Below are 16,712 nucleotides of genomic sequence, written 5' to 3'. Positions count from 1 at the left end.
ATGCGAAAGATCCCCTCTCTTCTGCTGGCCATCGTCGTGGGCGCGAGCGCGCCGCAGGCCGGCCATGCGGCGCAGAGGGTGGCGGTGGGCGCCACGTTCAGCCGCGTCTTCGAGCAAGGGGGCGATGGCCAGTGGCAGGGATTGGGCGTGGACGTGCTGCGCACACTGGCCGCGCGCGCCGGCGACACCATCCGCTTCCAGCTGTATCCTTGGCCGCGCGCGCAAGCGATGGTGGAGCGGGCGCAGGCCGATATCCTGGTCGGCCCCTATAAATCGCCGGAGCGCCTGCTGCGCTTTGCCTTCCTCGATCAGGCGTTTTACCGCGACCGCATGGTGTTCTACGCGCGCCGCGATACCGAGCCGCCATGGCATGGCGACCTGGCGGCGCTGAAGTCGCGCCGCATCGCCGCCGTGCGTGGCTGGCATTACGGCGCGCAGTTCGAGGCGGCGCGCCCACAGCTCGATGTCAGCGGAGTGACGCAACTGGAAAACGGCCTGCAGATGCTGGCCTTGGGCCGGGTCGACCTGCTGGCCTCCAATGAACGCAACAGCACCGGCTTGATCGACAGCCTGCACCTGGGCGAGTCGCTGACGGTGCTGTGCCCCGACATCGCGCAGCTGGACGGCTACCTGGCCTTCCCGCGCGATCCCAAATTCAGCGCGGTGCGCGAGCGCTACAACGCCCTGTTCAACGAGATGGTGCGCTCGGGCGAACTGGCGCGGCTGGGCGCGCGCAATGGCGTGCTGGTGCCGCTCGGCGACAGCGCGTCGCGCGCGCCGGCGGCATGCGGCGAAAAACACAGGGCCGGACCATGAAGAAGCTCCACGCAAGCCTATCCCTCTTGGCCGCATGCTGTGTTGGCGTGCCGGCGCTGGCGCAGCAGGCGCCCAAGTTCGCGCCGATCCCGGTGACGTCGATCTTCCGGCCACTGCAGGCCAACGGCACCGCCGATGACGCGCTGGCCAGCGGCCGCGTGGTACCGGGACTGTACGCGCCGGCCGCGCACGCGAGCAAACGCTGGCGCATCGCCTTCCTGTTCCCGCACCTGAAGGACCCCTACTGGAGCGGCTGCGCCTACGGCGTGATCAGCGAGGCGCGCCGGCTCGGCGTGGCGGCCGACATCCTGCCCGCCACCGGCTACGATGACCTGCAGGGCCAGCTGCAAAAGATGGACGAGGCCATCGCCGCCAAATACGACGCCATCGTGATTTCGCCGATCAGCATGACGGCCAACAACCACTCGATCGCCCGCGCCCGCGCGGCGGGCATCCCGGTGCTGGAGCTGGCCAACGACAGCCGCAGCGACGACCTGAATCTCAAGGTCACCACCTCGCTGCGCGCGATGGGCCTGGAGGCCACGCGCTGGGCCATCCGCGACGCCCAGCAGCGCGGCCTGAAGTCGATCAACATCGCCCTGCTGCCGGGACCGATGGGGGCGGGCTGGGTCAAGGGCGAGGTGGATGGCACGCGCATCGCCGCGCAGGAGGCGCCGATCGAGGTCAACATCCTGGACATCCGCTACGGCGACAGCGAGCGCGGCCTGCAGGCGCAGCTGGCCGGGCGCATCCTGGCGCGGCACGGCAACCGGCTCGATTACCTGCTCGGCTGCACCGGCTGCGCGCCGGCCGCGCTGGGGCCGATCAAGGCGGCCGGGCTGGACGGGCGCGTCCGCGTGGTGGCCTACGACCTGACCAGCGAGATCGCCCACCTGGTGCGCAGCAAGGACATCTATGCCGCCGCCGACACCAAGGGCGTGAGCCAGGCGCGGGTGGCGATCAACGCGGCGGTCAACCTGCTGGAGGGACGCACCAAGGAGCTGCCGCATACCGTGCTCATCAAGCTGGGCATGCTGGACCAGCAAAACCTCGCCAACTATCCTTTTGATACCTCGGTGGCGCCGGAAGGCTACAAGGTGGTGCTGTCGCACGACCCCGGCAAGGAGTAGGCCTACCGTACGCCGACTGGTCCCATCTTGCGCTACCCTATGCGGGTATAACAGGGAGGGGCAGGTCATGAAACCGGAACACGACAGGCGCCAGCGGCCGCAAACGTCGGACACCGCCGGCTGGCATTCCTATGATTTCATCGTGCGGCAGGCGCTGCAGGTGCAGCGCGACGTCGGCACGCCCGGTGCGGTGGAGCTGCTGCAGAACATGGGACTGAATCCGCAAGTGATCGCCCGCGTGCTGGCGCCCGAGCGCCGCGTGCGCGAGGAGGACCTGCGCTCGCTCGCCGGCGAGGCTTGAAGCCGCTCACAGGCAGGCTTTGAGGTCGCGCACATAGCGTTCGCTGACGGCCAGCCGCGCGCCGCAGGCCAGCGTCAGCTCGTGGCGGCCATCGCCCACCACCGTCAGCCGGCGGATCTGGTCGCGCCGCACGATCACGGTGCGGTGCACGCGCAGGAACTGGTCCGGCGGCAGCAGCTGCTCCAGGCGGCTGAGCGGCATGCGGTGCAGCACCGCGCGCGCCGTCAGATGCAGTTCCACATAATTGCCCGCCGATTGCAGCCACAGGATGTCTTGTATCCTGATTTGTTCGATCGAGCCGACCGAGCGCACGCTGAGCACTTCGGCGTGGGCCGGTTGCGTCACGGCCGCGTAGTTGCGCAAGGCGTTGCGATACCCGTCGCCGTGGCGCCAGGCCAGCATGGACGCCGCGCGCGCCACTGTGCGCGCCAGCCGTTCGTCGTCGATGGGCTTGAGCAGGTAGTCCAGCGCGTGCACTTCAAACGCGTCCAGCGCGTGGCTGTTGTAGGCGGTGACGAAGATGATCAGCGGCGGCGCCGCCATCCGGCTCAGTTCACGCGCCAGTTCCAGTCCGGATTCTCCCGGCATCTGGATATCGAGGAAGACCACGGCGGCCGGCGCGTCGGCCAGCGCGCGGCGCGCGGCCGCCGCGCTGTCGCATTCGGCTTGCAGCCGCCAGTCCGGATGCGCGGCTAGCGCCAGCCGCAGGTTGGCGCGGCCGGGAGCTTCGTCGTCGACGATGAGGTAGTTGATCATTCCCACGGCAGCTCGATTTCCGCGTAAAAGCGCTCGCCGCGCCGCTCCGTGTGCAGCGCCGCCGATGGATTGAAGATGCGCAGGCGCTCGCGCGTGTTTTGCAGGCCCAATCCGGTGCCGGGATTGGCCGGCACGCTGGCGTTGAGCGGGTTGGAGACGCTGATCGACAGCATGTCGCCGCGCTGCTCGATCCGCACCTGGATATCGCTGGCGCCGTCGTGGCAATCGAGGTCGTGGCGCAGGGCGTTCTCGATCAGCGGTTGCAGCAGCAGCGGCGGGCAGGGTGCCTCGTGCAGCCTCAGGTCGTCGCAGTGGACGTGCAGTTGCAGGCGCTCGCCGTAGCGCAGGCGCTGCAGGTCGGCGTAGTCGCGCACGAAGCGCAGTTCCTCGCCCAGCCGCACCGAATCGCGCAGGCTGGCCGACAGCGCATAGCGCAGCAGGTCGCTCAGGCGGCTGATGCCTTGCAGCGACACGGCCTTGTCGCCGTCGCGCACCAGGGCGCTGATCGCGTTCAGCGCGTTGAAGATGAAGTGCGGTTCCAGTTGCGCGCGCAGCGCGAGCATGCGCTGCTGCTCCAGCGCCAGCGACAGCTCGAGGTTCTCGGTGTGGGTGCGCTGCAGATCGCGCTCGCGCGCCCGTGCCAGCCGCCAGTTGCCGATGGCGACGATGATGGCGAACGTGGCGCCGGTGATAAACCAGCTGAAGCGCCGCATGCGCAGGCGCGCCAGGTAGGCGCTTTGCAGGCCGAGGGTGTCGTCGTCGCGCACCCAGTCGAGGTACAGCCATTGCAGCGGCTGGAACAGCACCATCACCACCACGAACAGGAGCAGCACCTTGCGCCACGAGGCAAACAGCGTGGGCCAGCGCAGCAGGGCGAGGCACAGGCCGGAACTGAGCATCATCATCGGCACATAGTCGATGCACCATTGCTGCCATAGACGCAGGTAGCCGCTGGCGCTGGCCGCGCCGAGGGCGCCCACCGCGCTGACCGCAATCCAGGCCAGCGCGTTCAATAGCAGCATGCGGGCGGCGGACAGCAGGGGATTGGGCAGGGTCGTCATCGGCAGCGAGTATAGCAGGGGCGATATGACGGTTGGCGGCGTGCGTCACGCCGATTCCGGCTTTCGTCACAAGGCGCATGCCTGGGCGGCGCGGCGGCGGCAGAATCGCCTTTTCCATTGACTGAAAGGGCATTATGACTACCCGGATTCACGGCCTGGACACCTTGCGCGCGCTGGCCATCGCGCTGGTGCTGATGTACCACTACGGCGTGGTGGCCGGGGGCGGCGACTTCGGTGCGCTTGGCCGCGTCGGCTGGGCCGGCGTCGATCTGTTCTTTGTATTGAGCGGTTACCTGATCGGCAACCAGCTGCTGGCGCAGCGCGTGCCGCTGGCGACCTTCTTCGGGCGCCGCCTGCTGCGCACGCTGCCGAATTATTATGTGGTGCTGGCGGCGTACTGCCTGTTCCCGGTGGCGCTGGGCGGCTCGGCCACCGCGCCGCTGTGGCGCTTCCTCACCTTCACGCAGAACTTCGGCCTGCAATACGGCCAGACCTTCACCCACTCATGGTCGCTCTGCATCGAGGAGCAGTTTTACGTGGTGCTGCCACTGGCCTTGCTGTTGCTGCGCCGCGCGCCGGCGGCATGGGCGGCGCTGGCGCTGGCCGTGGCGGCCGCCATTTCCTTCAGGGTGCATGCGTGGGCTGACGGCATGCAGCCGTTTTCGCAGGAGGTGTACTACTCCAGCTTCGCGCGCTTTGACGAATTGCTGCCGGGGGTGGCGATCGCCATGCTGAAGAACTTCCATCGTCCGCTGTACGAGCGCGTGCTCCTGCACAGCAAACCGCTGCTGGCGGCGGGACTGGGCGTGGCATGCTGGCTGCTGGCGCGCTTTGAGGACGAATCGTTTTTCATCACCGCTTTCGGCTTCACGCTGCTGTCGATGAGTTTCGGCCTGCTGGTGCTGGCGGCGCTGGGACCGATGGGGCGTGTGCGCGTGCCGGGCGCTGAAAGCCTGGCGCTGTGGTCCTACGCCATCTACCTCGCGCACAAGCCGCTGTTCAAGGTGGTGTCGGAGGGGATGGGCATCGACAAGCATGGCGCGCCGGGTATCGCGCTGGTCATGCTTGCCGGTGTGGGCGGCGGCTGGCTGCTTTACCGTCTGGTCGAGCAGCCGTGCATGCGCCTGCGGGCGGCGTGGTTCCCGCTTATTCCTTATGGTGGAACGGCGCGAACCACGTGACCAGGAAGGACGGGATGGTGGCCGCCATCACCAGCCAGAAGTAGTGCACATAGCCCAGCAGCTGCTGCAGGTGGCCGCTGACCACACCGGTCACCATCATGCACAGGCCCATCAGGCCGGTGCCGAAGGCGTAGTGGGTGGTGGTGTACTTGCCCGGCGCCAGCTGCTGCATCAGGTAGATCATGAAACCTACCGAGCCGAAGCCGAAGAAGAATTTCTCGATCGCCACGCCGGCGCAGATCACCACCAGGTTGTCCGGCTGGTAGATCGACATCAGCAGGAAGGTCACATTGGGGATGTTGACCGCGCAGCACAGCAGGAACAGGGTCTTTTGCAGGCCGCGGCGCGCCACGAAGATGCCGCCCAGCAGGGAGCCCAGCAGCACGGCGATCAGGCCGTAGGTGCCGTAGATCAGGCCCAGCATCTCGTTCGACAGGCCGAGGCCGCCCTGCGCCACCGGGTCGACCATGAAGAACGGGCCGATCTTCTCCAGCAGGCCGATACTCAGGCGGAACACGAAGGCGAAGCCCACCATCAGCCAGACGTCGCGCTTCTGGAAGAAGGTGATGAAGGAATCCTTGAGGATGAAGGCCGCTTCCGCCACCGACTTGGGCGCGTTCTCGGCCTTGGCGCCGTCCGGCATCACGCGCATATGCCACAGCGCGGTCAGGATGGTGATGCCGGCCACGATGAAGAAGATGATGCGCCACGAATCGATCCATTCCGGACCGAAGGTGCCGGCCTGGTGCTTGAAGTAGTGGGTGTGCAGCCAGCCGCTCAGGTACACCATGCCGCCCGAGGCGACGATGGGGCCGATGTTCCAGCTCAGGCTCTGGATGCCGCAGAACAGCGACTGGGTCTTGGTGTCCAGCGCGGTGACGTAGACGCCGTCGGAGGCGATGTCCTGGGTGGCGCCGACCAGCGACAACACGCCGAACAGGAACACCATGATAACCATGTAGTCGGGCAGCGACATGGCCAGCGCCACGCCGGCAAAGCCCAGGCCGACGATCAGCTGCGCCGCCAGCACGAAGAACTTCTTGGTGCGGTACATTTCGACAAACGGCGCGAACAGCGGCTTGATGGTGTAGGCCAGGATCAGGTAGCTGGCGTATTGCGCGGCCTGGCCGTTGTCCATGCCGAGGTTCTTGAACATGATGGAGGTCACGCTGGTGAGCATCATGTAGGTCAGCGCCATGGCGAAGTAGCCGCTCGGCACCCACAGCATGGGCGTGCCGCGCGCGAACATGGCGCGCAACAGGGATGGCGGCTGGGCGCCGGGCGACTGCTGGTCGTGCGGCGGTTGCGGCTCGTTCTGCACGGTGGATTGCGCGGTGGTCATAGTGTCGTCCTCGTCGTTCTCGTTGGAGTGTAGCACCAGCTCTGCGGCCGGCTTGAACGGATGCCGCCGGCCCTGTGGCCAGGACCGGCGGCGGTACTACGGTTGCGTTGCTCAGGCGGCGTGCGCGGTCTTTTGCGGACGCTGTTGGATCAGATAGTCGCGATACCAGAGCGCGCTGTGCTTCAGGGTGCGCTTCTGGGTGGCGTAGTCCACGTGGACGATGCCGAAGCGCTTGGCGTAGCCCGAGTTCCATTCAAAGTTGTCCAGCAGCGACCACAGGAAGTAGCCCTGGATGTTCACGCCTTGCAGGCGGGCGTCGTTGAGGGCCTTCAGGTGGCGCTTGACGAAATCGATGCGCGCCTCGTCCGGCACTTCGCCGTTGATCACGGTGTCCGGATTGGCCATGCCGTTCTCGGTGATGTAGATCGGCGGCAGTTCGTAGGCGGCGTGCAGCTTGAGCAGCAGCTCGGTCAGGCCGTCCGGGTAGATTTCCCAGCCCATGTCGGTCTTGCCCAGCTTGCATTCCGGCTGGCGCGGCGGCGTTTCGGTCGAGCAGAACGCGCGGAAGTAGTAGTTCACGCCCAGGAAGTCGATCTTCTGGTGGGCGGCTTCCAGGTCGCCGTCGTGCACCACCGGCGCGTTGTCCCCGTGGACCTTGAGCGCCAGTTCCGGATACTTGCCCTTGAAGATGGGATCCATGAACCACTCGACCGAGCGCGAGTACTCGAACTCGGCGGCGGCCTTGTCGGCCTCGCTGTCGGTGGCCGGATCGGCGGTCCACTGGTTCAGCACGATGCCCAGCTGGGCCGAGCTGCCGACCTTGCGCATGGCGCTCATGGCCAGGCCGTGCGACAGCACCAGATGGTGCGATACCTGGATCGATTGCTTGAGGTCGGCCACGCCCGGCGCGAACTGCGCGTTGCCGTAGCCGAGGTTGGCCGTGCACCACGGCTCGTTGTGAGTGGCAATCGTTTTCACCCGGTTGCCGAAGCGGCGCGCCACCTCGGCCGCGTACTCGGCGAAGTGGTAGGCGGTGTCGCGGTTCAGCCAGCCGCCCTCGTCCTGCAGGCCCTGCGGCAGGTCCCAGTGGTACAGGGTGATGTGGGCGGCGATGCCCTTGCTTTCCAGTTCCTTCAGCAGGCGGTCGTAGAAGTCCCAGCCGGCCTCGTTCCAGGCGCCTTTGCCTTGCGGCTGCACGCGCGACCAGGCCATCGAGAAGCGGTAGGCGTCCACGCCCAGGCTGGCCATGATGGCCACGTCTTCCGGGTAGCGGTGATAGTGGTCGCAGGCGACGTCGCCGTTGGTGCCGTCGATGACTTTGCCCGGCGTGTGGCTGAAGGTGTCCCAGATCGACGGGCCTTTGCCGTCGGCGCTGGCGCCGCCTTCAATTTGAAATGCGCTGGTGGCGACGCCCCAGGTGAACGAGGGTGGGAATTGCGTGAAATCGGTCATTTTTAATAAGTTTGTCAGGATCGAAATGGAGGGCATTGCTACGTTTGAAAACGATTTCACGCCTCAGGAACGATTAGACCTCAACTGCTAGCAAGTGTCAATCGATTTGGAAAAACCACAGGTTAAGCCTGATATAATGCCGCCTCAAATAATTTCCCACGATTTTCGCCCATGTCTTCCGATACGCCCAAAGACGGCCCAGCGCGGCCGATGCTGTACGACCCGACCGAACACCGCATCCGCAGTTTCGTGACCCGTGCCGGTCGCCTGTCGACGGCGCAGGCGCGTTCGCTGGAAGAGCTGGGACCGAAGTTCCTGATCGAGTACACCAAGGCGCCGCTGGACTACGAGCAGGCGTTCGGGCGCAAGGCGCCGGTGGTGCTGGAAATCGGCTTCGGCATGGGCGGCACCACGGCGCACATCGCCGGCGTGATGCCGGAGAAGGATTTCATCGGGGTGGAAGTGCACACGCCGGGCGTGGGCAGCCTGCTCAAGCTGATCAACGAGCAGGGGCTGACCAATCTCAAGGCGATCCAGCACGACGCGGTGGAGGTGCTGAACTTCATGATCCCGGATGGCTCGCTGCATGGCGTGCATATCTACTTCCCGGATCCGTGGCACAAGGCGCGCCACAACAAGCGCCGTCTGATCCAGGCGCCGTTTGTGAAGCAGCTGGTGCGGAAGCTGGAACAGGGCGGCTACATCCACCTGGCCACCGACTGGGAAGATTATGCGGTGCAGATGCTGGAAGTCCTGAGCGCTGAAGAGGGCCTGCGGAACACCGCCGACGGCTACGCGCCGCAACCGGCCTACCGTCCGCTGACCAAGTTCGAGAACCGCGGCCTGAAGCTGGGCCACGGCGTGTGGGATCTGGTCTTCACCAAGAAGTAATCACTTGAGCAGCGCCGCGTTCAGGCGCTGCATTGTCTCATCCGGCGTCGCCTTGGTGCACCACAGGCGGCGGTCGTCATAGATCTTTTCCGATAGTTTGCCCTTGTCGTCGCGGCCGGGCAGATCCACCCACGCCAGCATGCAGGCCGGCGCCTCGTTCTTTTGCAGGATGATCAGCTGCTGCTTGGCGGGTGTGCCGCGCAGCCTGTAGGGAATGTGCGCAGTGGCGAGCGCCTCGGTCACCTTGGCGATGGCGGGACCTTGCGGCACGCCGTGCTCGGTGTAGTGATGCGGCGGGCGCTCGTTGTAGTGCACGATCAGCGGCGGCTCCGCGGCCCACAGCGGCGCGGCGGCTGCCATGAGTGCTGTGGCGAGCAGCTTCATTTTTCCAGTGGCTCCACGTCAAGCACCACCACATACTGCAGCCGCTTGCCCTCCCACAGCGCGCCGCCGCGTACTTGCGCGTCGGTGGTGCTGAGCTGTCCCTTGGCTTCCTTCTTGCGCAGCAGCTCGCGGAACTTGACGGCCGCCTTCTGCGCCAGATAGCCCACCATGCGGCCTTCGATGAACACCGCCACCGCCTCGTTCTCATAGGCGTTGTGATCGTCCGGCATCAGCGTGGCCACGTACTGTGTGGCGGCGGCCTGGTCGCCATGCTCGCCCGCCAGCGCTTTTAAAGTCGGCTGGTAGCGAGATTCCGTCATCACCTCCACCATGAAGCGGCCGCCGTCGGACCAGTGCAGCGCGGGCGCCGCATCCGGCAGCTTGGGCTCATACGGCACGCCGGTGGGCAGAGGCAATGGCTTGGGCTGGTTCGGATTGGTCTTGATGATCGCGTACACCACGGCCGCCGTGGCGATGATGATCAACAGGGAAATGGCGAATGTCATGGCATGCTGTGTTGTGCAAAGGCCGACATCTTACCGCATGCCCTTGGACTCATAGACGATTTTCCCGCCCACCATGGTCTGCAGCACCTTGATGTTGGCGATGTCCTCGGCCGGTATCGTAAAGAAGTTACGGTCGAGGACAATCAGGTCTGCCAGCTTGCCCACTTCCAGTGAGCCGGTTTGCGTTTCCTGGCGCAGCGTGTAGGCGGCGTTGAGCGTGATCGCGCGCAGGGCGGCGGCACGCGGCAGGCCTGGTTGATCGGTCAGCCGGCCCTGGTACTCCTTGCCGGCGTTGGGCGCGGCGGTGCGGGTCACGCCCACTTTCAGCGCGAACCATTCATCCAGCGGATCGACCGGCCAATCGCTGCCATAGGCGATGCGCGCGCCGGCGTCGAGCAGCAGCGCTTGCGGCTCCACCAATGCGTAGCGCTTCGGCCCCATGAAATCCTTCAAGGCGCCCACCGTGTCCGGCGCCGGCTTGGCCCACTGGAAGGACAGCACCGGCGTCACATCCAGCTTGGCGAAGCGCGCGTAATCCTCGGGCGCGACGATTTCATCATGCGCCAGCGCCGGGCGCATACGCTTGCCTTCCGGCGTGGCGCGCACGTCCTCGATGGCGTCCAGCGACTCGCGCACCGCGCGGTCGCCGTCGACGTGGATGTGCGGATCGATGTGCGCGCGCGCCAGTTCCTTGAGCGTGGTGCGCAGCGCTTCCGGCGAAAAGTAGCTGGGCGGGCCGTTGTGCGGGCCGGGCTGCCAGTCCGGCTTGTCCGGCGTGCCCTTGTTGACGAGGTAGGGCTCGATCATGGCGCCGGTGAAGGCGGGCGCGGAAATCACGCCATCCATGAACAGCTTGGCGTGGCGCACCTGCATTGACGGCGCCACTTTCGTCGGCCCCTGGTCGAACTGCTTGCGCTGCTTGAGCAGCTCCGCCACCGCGCTTTGCGGCGTCGCGCCTTTATCCAGATCGATCAGCACCGCGAAATGCGCGCGCGCCGTCAGCTTGCCCTGCTTTTGCAGATCGCGGAAGGCGGTCATGGTTTCCGGATCGGTATAGGCGTCGAGGAAGGTGGTGATGCCTTGCTGACGCATTGCCGCCAGCGCTGCCTTGGAGGCGGCCAGATTCTCGGCCACCGTCAACGGCGGCAGCAGGTTCATGGCCAGGTCCTGCGCGGCATCCTCCAGCAGGCCGGTGGCATTGCCCTTGTCGTCGCGGGTGATCACGCCGCCGGCGGGATTGGGCGTGTCGCGCTCGATCCTGGCCAGCTTGATGCCTTTGGAATTCAGCAGCGCCGAGTGGCCGAACGACGAGCGCACGATGATGGGACGGTCGGTCTTGAGCGCGTCCAGGGTGGCGGCGGTGGTTGCCACGCCATCGGGAAGCATCCCCTGCTGGAACCAGTTGACCACGACGAGCCAGCGGTCGGCGCCGGACTTCTTGTCGTTATCGAGACAGGCCTGGATGCGCGACTGGAACTGCGCCACCGTCAGCGACTCATAATTCAGGCTGCAGTTGAGCAGGCGGCTGCCGCCGGATTGCGGATGCATATGACCGTCGATCAGGCCGGGCATCAGCATGCGGCCGCGCAGATCGATCACTTCCGTCTTCTTGCCGGTATAAGCCTTCACGCCATCGTCATCGCCCACGTAGACGATGCGGCCGGCACGGACGGCCAGCGCCTGCCGCACACTGTCCTTGGCGTCCACCGTGTAGACATAACCGTTGCGGTAGACCGTATCGGCCGGCTGGTTGCCGGCGTGGGCGGAAAGGCTCAGGGCCAGTGCGGCGAAAAGGCCGATACGGTTCATGCGATCTCCTGGTCTATGCGGCTCCCATCAGCCTGGCGCGCAGGGACGGCGGCAGAAACGCCAGCAGATTCCCCGCCAGTACCAGCGCCAGCCCGCACAGGGCCAGCGGCGTCCAATGGTAGCCTTCGTAAATGGTCGAAATGGTCAGCGCTACGATGGGGAATAATACCGTGGAATAGGCCGCGCGGTCAGGCCCGATGCGGCCGACCAGCATCAGGTAAGCGGTAAAGCCGATCACCGAGCCGGGAATGGCGAGATACAGCAGGGCGCCGAGATAGCGCGGCGACGGATCGAGCGTGAACGGCATGCCCATGGCCAGCGCCGCCACGCCCAGCGTGGTGGAGCCGATCAGCATGGCCCAGGTGTTGGTCAGCCATGGCGTGAGGCCCAGGTTCATGGACTGCATGCGGCTGGACAGCAGATTCCCGCACGAGAAGCACAGCGTACCGCCCAGCGTCAACGCGAGGCCGAGCAGGGTATGGCTGTCATGCCAGTGGCCGGCCATCTGCGGCGCGAACAGCAGCACGATGCCGCCGAGGCCGAGCAGCGCGCCCAGCATCACCTGCGGCTTGATCGGTCGGCCGAGGAAGATGCGGCCGTTGATGGCGTTCCACAGCGGCGCGGTGGAGAACACCACCGCTTCCAGGCCGCTGGTGACCCACTGGCTGGCGTAGTAGAAGCACAGGAAGTTCAGGCAAAACAGCGCCATGCCCTGCGCGAACAGATAAGGCCATGCCTGGCGTGGCGGCCACCATTGACGGCGCGTCAGCAGCAGGCCGGCGAACAGCACGGCGGCGGCGATCCAGAAGCGATAGGCGATCGACACCGGCGCCGGCACCACGCCCAGTTGAAAAGTGATAGCGATCCAGGTCGTGCCCCAGATCAGGACTGTGAGGAGGTAGAGGAAAATATTCATAGTAGGGACAGCATGCCGGCGCGGCGGCGTGGCGACTTGTCTGAAATTGCGCATATCGCGGCCGCCGCCGGCATGGGGCGGCGCCGCGTGCTAGACTTTCTCCATGTCCTCCCGCGCCAACAACCTGCCCGCCACCTTGCTGTCCGCCTTGCCGGACGGGCAGCTGTCGCATTCCGTATTCAAGACCATGTCCGAAACCGATGCGCAGCTGGAGCGCTTCGCGTGGCTGGGGGACGAACTGGCGGTCGCCATCTGGCGGCGCGACACGCCGGTGGCGGAGACCAGCTACAACCAGCCGGGCCATCATACGCTGTCCTGTTATCTGGACGGCGGCCACCGCACCGAGCGTTCCGAACTTCCGGGCCTGTACGGTGGGCCCAAAAGGCTGTGCACCCTGCCGGACTGGCACGAGTCCTCGTGGACCGTGCGCGGGCAGATGCACTTCATGCACCTCTACTTCCTGCCCGAGCACTTCACGCGGCGCGCGGTGGTGGAGCTGGACCGCGAACCGCGCGAGCTGACGCTGGCCGACCGCACCTACTTCGAGCATGAGCGCATCGCCCGCCTGTGCGGGGCCTTGGCCGGCATGTCGTGGGACGGACCGGACGCGCAATTGCGCGCCAATGAAATCACGCACGAAGCGCTGAGCCACCTGCTGCTGGCGCAATCGGTGCCGCTGCAGCAGGCGCGCGTGCGCGGCGGCCTGGCGCCGGTGGTGCGGCGGCGGCTGGCGGACTACATCGAGGCGAACCTGGGGCATAACATCACCCTGGGCATGCTGGCGGCGCTGGCGTGCATGTCCGAGTTCCACCTGGCGCGGATGTTCAAAGTATCGTTTGGGATGTCGCCTTCCGCTTGGATCGCGTCGCGCCGCATCGAGCACGCGCGCGTGCTGCTGAAGACCACCGGCCAGCCATTGCAGCAAATCGCCGACGCCTGCGGCTACGCCGACCTGAGCCACTTCAGCCACCGCTTCCGCGCCGCCCTCGGCGCAGCGCCCAGCCGCTACCGCAACATCGTCACCGCCTAACCCCGCGAGCAATTCGGGGTCAGCTCTGACATTCGGACACGCGGCTACCACTATTGATATTTGTAAGAACCGAGTTAATCAAAACTGATACGTAAATGCCTGCTGCTTTTGTATTTCAGACTTTGGTTTTTCGTAGGCCGCATTGAGATTTCTCAAACATTATCTCTGCCTGTCCGAATGTCAGAGCTGACCCCGAATCGTAGCAGAGTCATCACCAGCCGCTGACTAATCCATTTCCTGAATCAGGGCGACAATTTCGTCGCCGTAGGAGGCCAGCTTTTTCTCGCCCACGCCGGAGATGCCGCGCAGGTCGTCCAGCGCCATCGGCCGCGCCTTGGCGATTTCGCGCAGGGTGGCGTCGTTGAAGATGATGTAGGCGGCGACGTTGTGCTCGCGCGCCGTGCCCATGCGCCAGGAGCGCAGGCGGTCGAAGATCTTTTGCTCCTGCGCCGACAGGTCGCTTTCCACATAGCCCTTGGCCGCGCGGCTCGGCTTCTGCTTTACCGGCTTCTGGTACTGGCGCAGCTGCACCTTCTGCCCGCCCTTGAGCACCGGGCGCGCGGCGTCGGTCAGTTTCAGGGAGCTGAATTGTTCGTGATCGACCGTCAGCAGGCCGAGCGCGATCACTTGCCTCAGGATGGCGCGCCACTCCTGCTCGCTGCGGTCGGCGCCAATCCCGAACACCGACAGCGAATCGTGGTGCCAGGTCTTGATGCGCTCCGTCTCCTGCCCGCGCAGCACGTCGATCACATGGCCGGCCGCGAAGCGCTGGTCGACCCGGTACACGGTCGACAGCAGTTTCTGCACCGGCACCGTGCCGTCGAAGGACACCGGCGGAATCAGGCAGGTATCGCAATTGCCGCAGGGGCCGGCTTTCTCGCCGAAGTAGTCGAGCAGGCGCACGCGCCGGCAGCTCAGGGTCTCGCACAGGCCCAGCATCGCGTCGAGCTTGTTGCCCAGCACGCGCTTGAAGGTTTCGTCGGCCTCGGATTCGTCGATCATGCGCCGCTGCAGCACCACGTCCTGCAGGCCGTAGGCCATCCACGCGCTGGACGGCTCGCCATCGCGGCCGGCGCGGCCGGTCTCCTGGTAGTAGCCCTCGATGCTCTTGGGCAGATCCAGGTGGCAGACGAAGCGCACATTCGGCTTGTCGATGCCCATGCCGAAGGCGATGGTGGCGCACATGACGATGTTCTCTTCGCGCAGGAACCTGGCCTGGTTGGCGGCGCGCTTGGCGTGCTCCATGCCGGCGTGATAGGCCAGCGCGCGCACGCCGTTCTCGTTCAGGAATTCCGCCGTCTCCTCGACCTTCTTGCGCGACAGGCAGTAGACGATGCCGCAATCGCCGCCATGCTCGGTGGTGATGAAGTCCAGCAGCTGCTTGCGGCCGTTGGCTTTTTCGACGATCTGGTAGCGGATGTTGGGGCGGTCGAAGGACGAGACGAATTGCGCCGCGTCGTCCAGCTGCAGGCGGTGCACGATTTCGGCGCGCGTCTGCGGATCGGCGGTGGCGGTGAGGGCGATGCGCGGCACGTTTGGGAACTGCTCGTGCAGCACCGACAGCTTGATGTACTCGGGCCGGAAGTCATGTCCCCATTGCGACACGCAGTGCGCCTCGTCGATGGCGAACAGCGAGATCTTCGAATCCTGGAACAGGTTCAGGCAGCGGTCCGTCATCAGGCGCTCGGGCGCCACGTAGACCAGGTCCAGCTGGTTGGTGCGCACCAGCCGCTCGATGCGGCTGGCTTCCTCGTACGATTGGGTGGAATTCAGGAAGGCCGCGCGCACGCCGACTTCCTCCAGCGCGTCGACCTGGTCCTGCATCAGCGCGATCAGCGGCGACACCACCACGCCGACGCCGTCGCGCAGCAGGGCCGGGATCTGGTAGCACAGCGACTTGCCGCCGCCGGTGGGCATCAGGACCAGCGCGTCGCCGCCGCCGGCCACGTGGCTGACAATCTCCCCCTGCTGGCCGCGGAAGGCGGGATAGCCAAACACGGTTTGCAGCAAGTGGAGGGCGCGTTCGTTGGTTTCCTGATGATTCATGATGCTACTGCAACTACTTTATAAAAGATTTAGTCCTTCCAGACGATCACGCCAGTGTAACCTGTGATGAGCACCAGCAGGCCAAAAGCGATGCGATACCAGGCAAAAATCGTGAAAGTATGGGAAGCGACATAGCGCAGCAGCCAGCGCACGCAGAAGAACGCCGAGATGAAGGCCGACACCGTGCCGATGGTGAACATCGGCAGATCCGACACCGCCAGCAGCTCGCGCGCCTTGAACAGCGAGTAGGCGGAGGCGATCAGCAGGGTGGGAATGCCCAGCAGGAAGGAAAACTCGGTCGCGGCCTGGCGCGAAAAGCCGAACATCATGCCGCCGATGATGGTGGAGCCGGAGCGGCTGGTGCCGGGAATCAGGGCGAAGGCCTGGGCGATGCCCATTTTTAAGGCATCCAGCGGCGTCATGTCGTCGACCGAATGCACGCGCACGGACACCGGATTGGCGGCCACATGGCGCTCGACCACCAGGATGACGATGCCGCCGACGATCAGGGCCAGGGCCACCGGCACCGGCTTGAACAGGTGCTCCTTGAGCACATTGCCCAGCGCCAGGCCGAGGATGGCGAGCGGCAGGAAGGCGATGGCGATGTTGAGCGCGAAGCGTTGCTGCTTGCGGTCGGTGGTCAGCCCAGTGGTGACCTTGGCGATGCGCGCGCGGTACTCCCAGCAGACGGCGAAGATGGCGCCGGCCTGGATCACGATTTCAAACACATTGATTTTTTCTTCCATGCCCTGGAAGCCCAGCAGGTGCTCGGTGAGGATCAGATGGCCGGTGGACGAGATCGGCAGGAATTCCGTGAAACCTTCAACCAGGCCCATGATGAGGGCTTTCAGCGCGAGAACAATATCCATGAAATTAAGTAGTTACGGTGGAAGTTGGAGTAACAGGGTGCAGCGAGGAGGGTGCCGGGGTCGAAGCTTACCATGTCCGAGTTAACATTTTACGAATCTGACTCAACAGTAATGCGGTCCGCGCGGCGGTAATTTTGCATTTGGTTAAAAAAAAGCCCCCGCGGTGGGCGCGGGGGCCAAAGAGCGACCATCTGCCAGCGTCGCGAGGGAGATCCGGGGTCA

At 65.3% G+C, this 16,712-nt stretch carries 16 protein-coding genes; 6 read left to right on the top strand and 10 right to left on the bottom strand.

All coding sequences use genetic code 11. The annotated features are described in order from the left end of the window. The 3 genes from FHW83_RS19915 to FHW83_RS19905 all read left to right on the top strand — a co-directional run bounded on the left by FHW83_RS19915 (position 1) and on the right by FHW83_RS19905 (position 2,247). Entirely contained in the window at positions 1–816 is an 816-nt protein-coding gene (locus FHW83_RS19915) for an ABC transporter substrate-binding protein (protein ID WP_176648084.1), read from the top strand. Continuing rightward, positions 813–1,946, top strand: coding sequence for a TMAO reductase system periplasmic protein TorT (torT, locus tag FHW83_RS19910; RefSeq protein WP_176648083.1), 1,134 nt, complete (start codon positions 813–815; stop codon positions 1,944–1,946). The genes FHW83_RS19915 and torT overlap by 4 nt, the downstream gene beginning before the upstream one ends. A 67-nt stretch (positions 1,947–2,013) precedes the next feature. Continuing rightward, positions 2,014–2,247, top strand: coding sequence for a hypothetical protein (locus FHW83_RS19905; RefSeq protein ID WP_176648082.1), 234 nt, complete (start codon positions 2,014–2,016; stop codon positions 2,245–2,247). 6 nt (positions 2,248–2,253) lie between these two features. On the opposite strand, the gene FHW83_RS19900 is transcribed toward FHW83_RS19905, so the two are convergent. Beyond that, positions 2,254–3,003 (bottom strand): LytTR family DNA-binding domain-containing protein, encoded by a 750-nt coding sequence (locus tag FHW83_RS19900; protein WP_176648081.1) that lies wholly within the window; start codon positions 3,001–3,003, stop codon positions 2,254–2,256. Further along, the gene (locus FHW83_RS19895) at positions 3,000–4,064 is read right to left on the bottom strand and encodes a sensor histidine kinase (RefSeq protein ID WP_176648080.1); all 1,065 of its coding nucleotides are present in this window, start codon (positions 4,062–4,064) and stop codon (positions 3,000–3,002) included. The genes FHW83_RS19900 and FHW83_RS19895 overlap by 4 nt, the downstream gene beginning before the upstream one ends. 134 nt (positions 4,065–4,198) lie before the next feature. Between FHW83_RS19895 and FHW83_RS19890 the strand changes: the two genes are divergently transcribed. Then, on the top strand, positions 4,199–5,245 hold the full coding sequence (locus FHW83_RS19890; protein ID WP_176648079.1) for an acyltransferase: 1,047 nt from the start codon (positions 4,199–4,201) through the stop codon (positions 5,243–5,245). Here FHW83_RS19890 and FHW83_RS19885 read toward each other — a convergent pair. Both FHW83_RS19885 and FHW83_RS19880 read right to left on the bottom strand, forming a co-directional pair. Beyond that, positions 5,211–6,494: an MFS transporter gene (locus FHW83_RS19885; protein WP_176648146.1), complete on the bottom strand. Its 1,284-nt coding sequence runs from the start codon at positions 6,492–6,494 to the stop codon at positions 5,211–5,213. The two genes, FHW83_RS19890 and FHW83_RS19885, sit on opposite strands and share 35 nt — an antisense overlap. Positions 6,495–6,698: 204 nt before the next feature. Then, positions 6,699–8,039 carry a GH1 family beta-glucosidase gene (locus FHW83_RS19880; RefSeq protein ID WP_176648078.1) on the bottom strand — a complete coding sequence of 447 codons (1,341 nt, stop codon included), beginning with the start codon at positions 8,037–8,039 and terminating at the stop codon, positions 6,699–6,701. A gap of 171 nt (positions 8,040–8,210) precedes the next feature. On the opposite strand from FHW83_RS19880, the gene trmB reads away from it, so the two are divergent. Next, positions 8,211–8,930, top strand: coding sequence for a tRNA (guanosine(46)-N7)-methyltransferase TrmB (trmB, locus tag FHW83_RS19875; RefSeq protein ID WP_373997238.1), 720 nt, complete (start codon positions 8,211–8,213; stop codon positions 8,928–8,930). Here the strand turns inward: trmB and FHW83_RS19870 are convergent, their stop codons facing one another. From FHW83_RS19870 to FHW83_RS19855, 4 genes are read right to left on the bottom strand one after another with little or no spacing between them, the layout of a single operon-like run. Then, complete coding sequence (locus FHW83_RS19870) at positions 8,931–9,314, bottom strand: hypothetical protein (protein ID WP_176648077.1); 384 nt, start codon at positions 9,312–9,314, stop codon at positions 8,931–8,933. After that, positions 9,311–9,820, bottom strand: coding sequence for a hypothetical protein (locus FHW83_RS19865; protein WP_176648076.1), 510 nt, complete (start codon positions 9,818–9,820; stop codon positions 9,311–9,313). The genes FHW83_RS19870 and FHW83_RS19865 overlap by 4 nt, the downstream gene beginning before the upstream one ends. A gap of 30 nt (positions 9,821–9,850) precedes the next feature. Next, on the bottom strand, positions 9,851–11,629 hold the full coding sequence (locus tag FHW83_RS19860) for an amidohydrolase (protein WP_176648075.1): 1,779 nt from the start codon (positions 11,627–11,629) through the stop codon (positions 9,851–9,853). Positions 11,630–11,642: 13 nt separating this feature from the next. Further along, positions 11,643–12,545, bottom strand: a complete 903-nt coding sequence (locus FHW83_RS19855; RefSeq protein ID WP_176648074.1) for a DMT family transporter — start codon at positions 12,543–12,545, stop codon at positions 11,643–11,645. A 103-nt stretch (positions 12,546–12,648) separates the two neighbouring features. Here FHW83_RS19855 and FHW83_RS19850 point away from each other — a divergent pair, with 103 nt between their 5' ends. Beyond that, positions 12,649–13,575 (top strand): helix-turn-helix domain-containing protein, encoded by a 927-nt coding sequence (locus FHW83_RS19850; RefSeq protein WP_176648073.1) that lies wholly within the window; start codon positions 12,649–12,651, stop codon positions 13,573–13,575. 225 nt (positions 13,576–13,800) lie between these two features. On the opposite strand, the gene recQ is transcribed toward FHW83_RS19850, so the two are convergent. Next, complete coding sequence (gene recQ, locus FHW83_RS19845) at positions 13,801–15,621, bottom strand: DNA helicase RecQ (protein WP_176648072.1); 1,821 nt, start codon at positions 15,619–15,621, stop codon at positions 13,801–13,803. A gap of 29 nt (positions 15,622–15,650) precedes the next feature. Beyond that, a complete protein-coding gene (locus FHW83_RS19840) occupies positions 15,651–16,490 on the bottom strand; it encodes an undecaprenyl-diphosphate phosphatase (RefSeq protein WP_176648071.1) in 840 nt (279 codons plus the stop codon). Positions 16,491–16,712: the final 222 nt, after the last annotated feature.

This window comes from Duganella sp. SG902 (assembly GCF_013376005.1).
In the GTDB taxonomy this organism is placed as follows: Bacteria; Pseudomonadota; Gammaproteobacteria; order Burkholderiales; family Burkholderiaceae_D; genus Rugamonas.
This window is presented reverse-complemented; position numbering and strand designations above follow the sequence as displayed.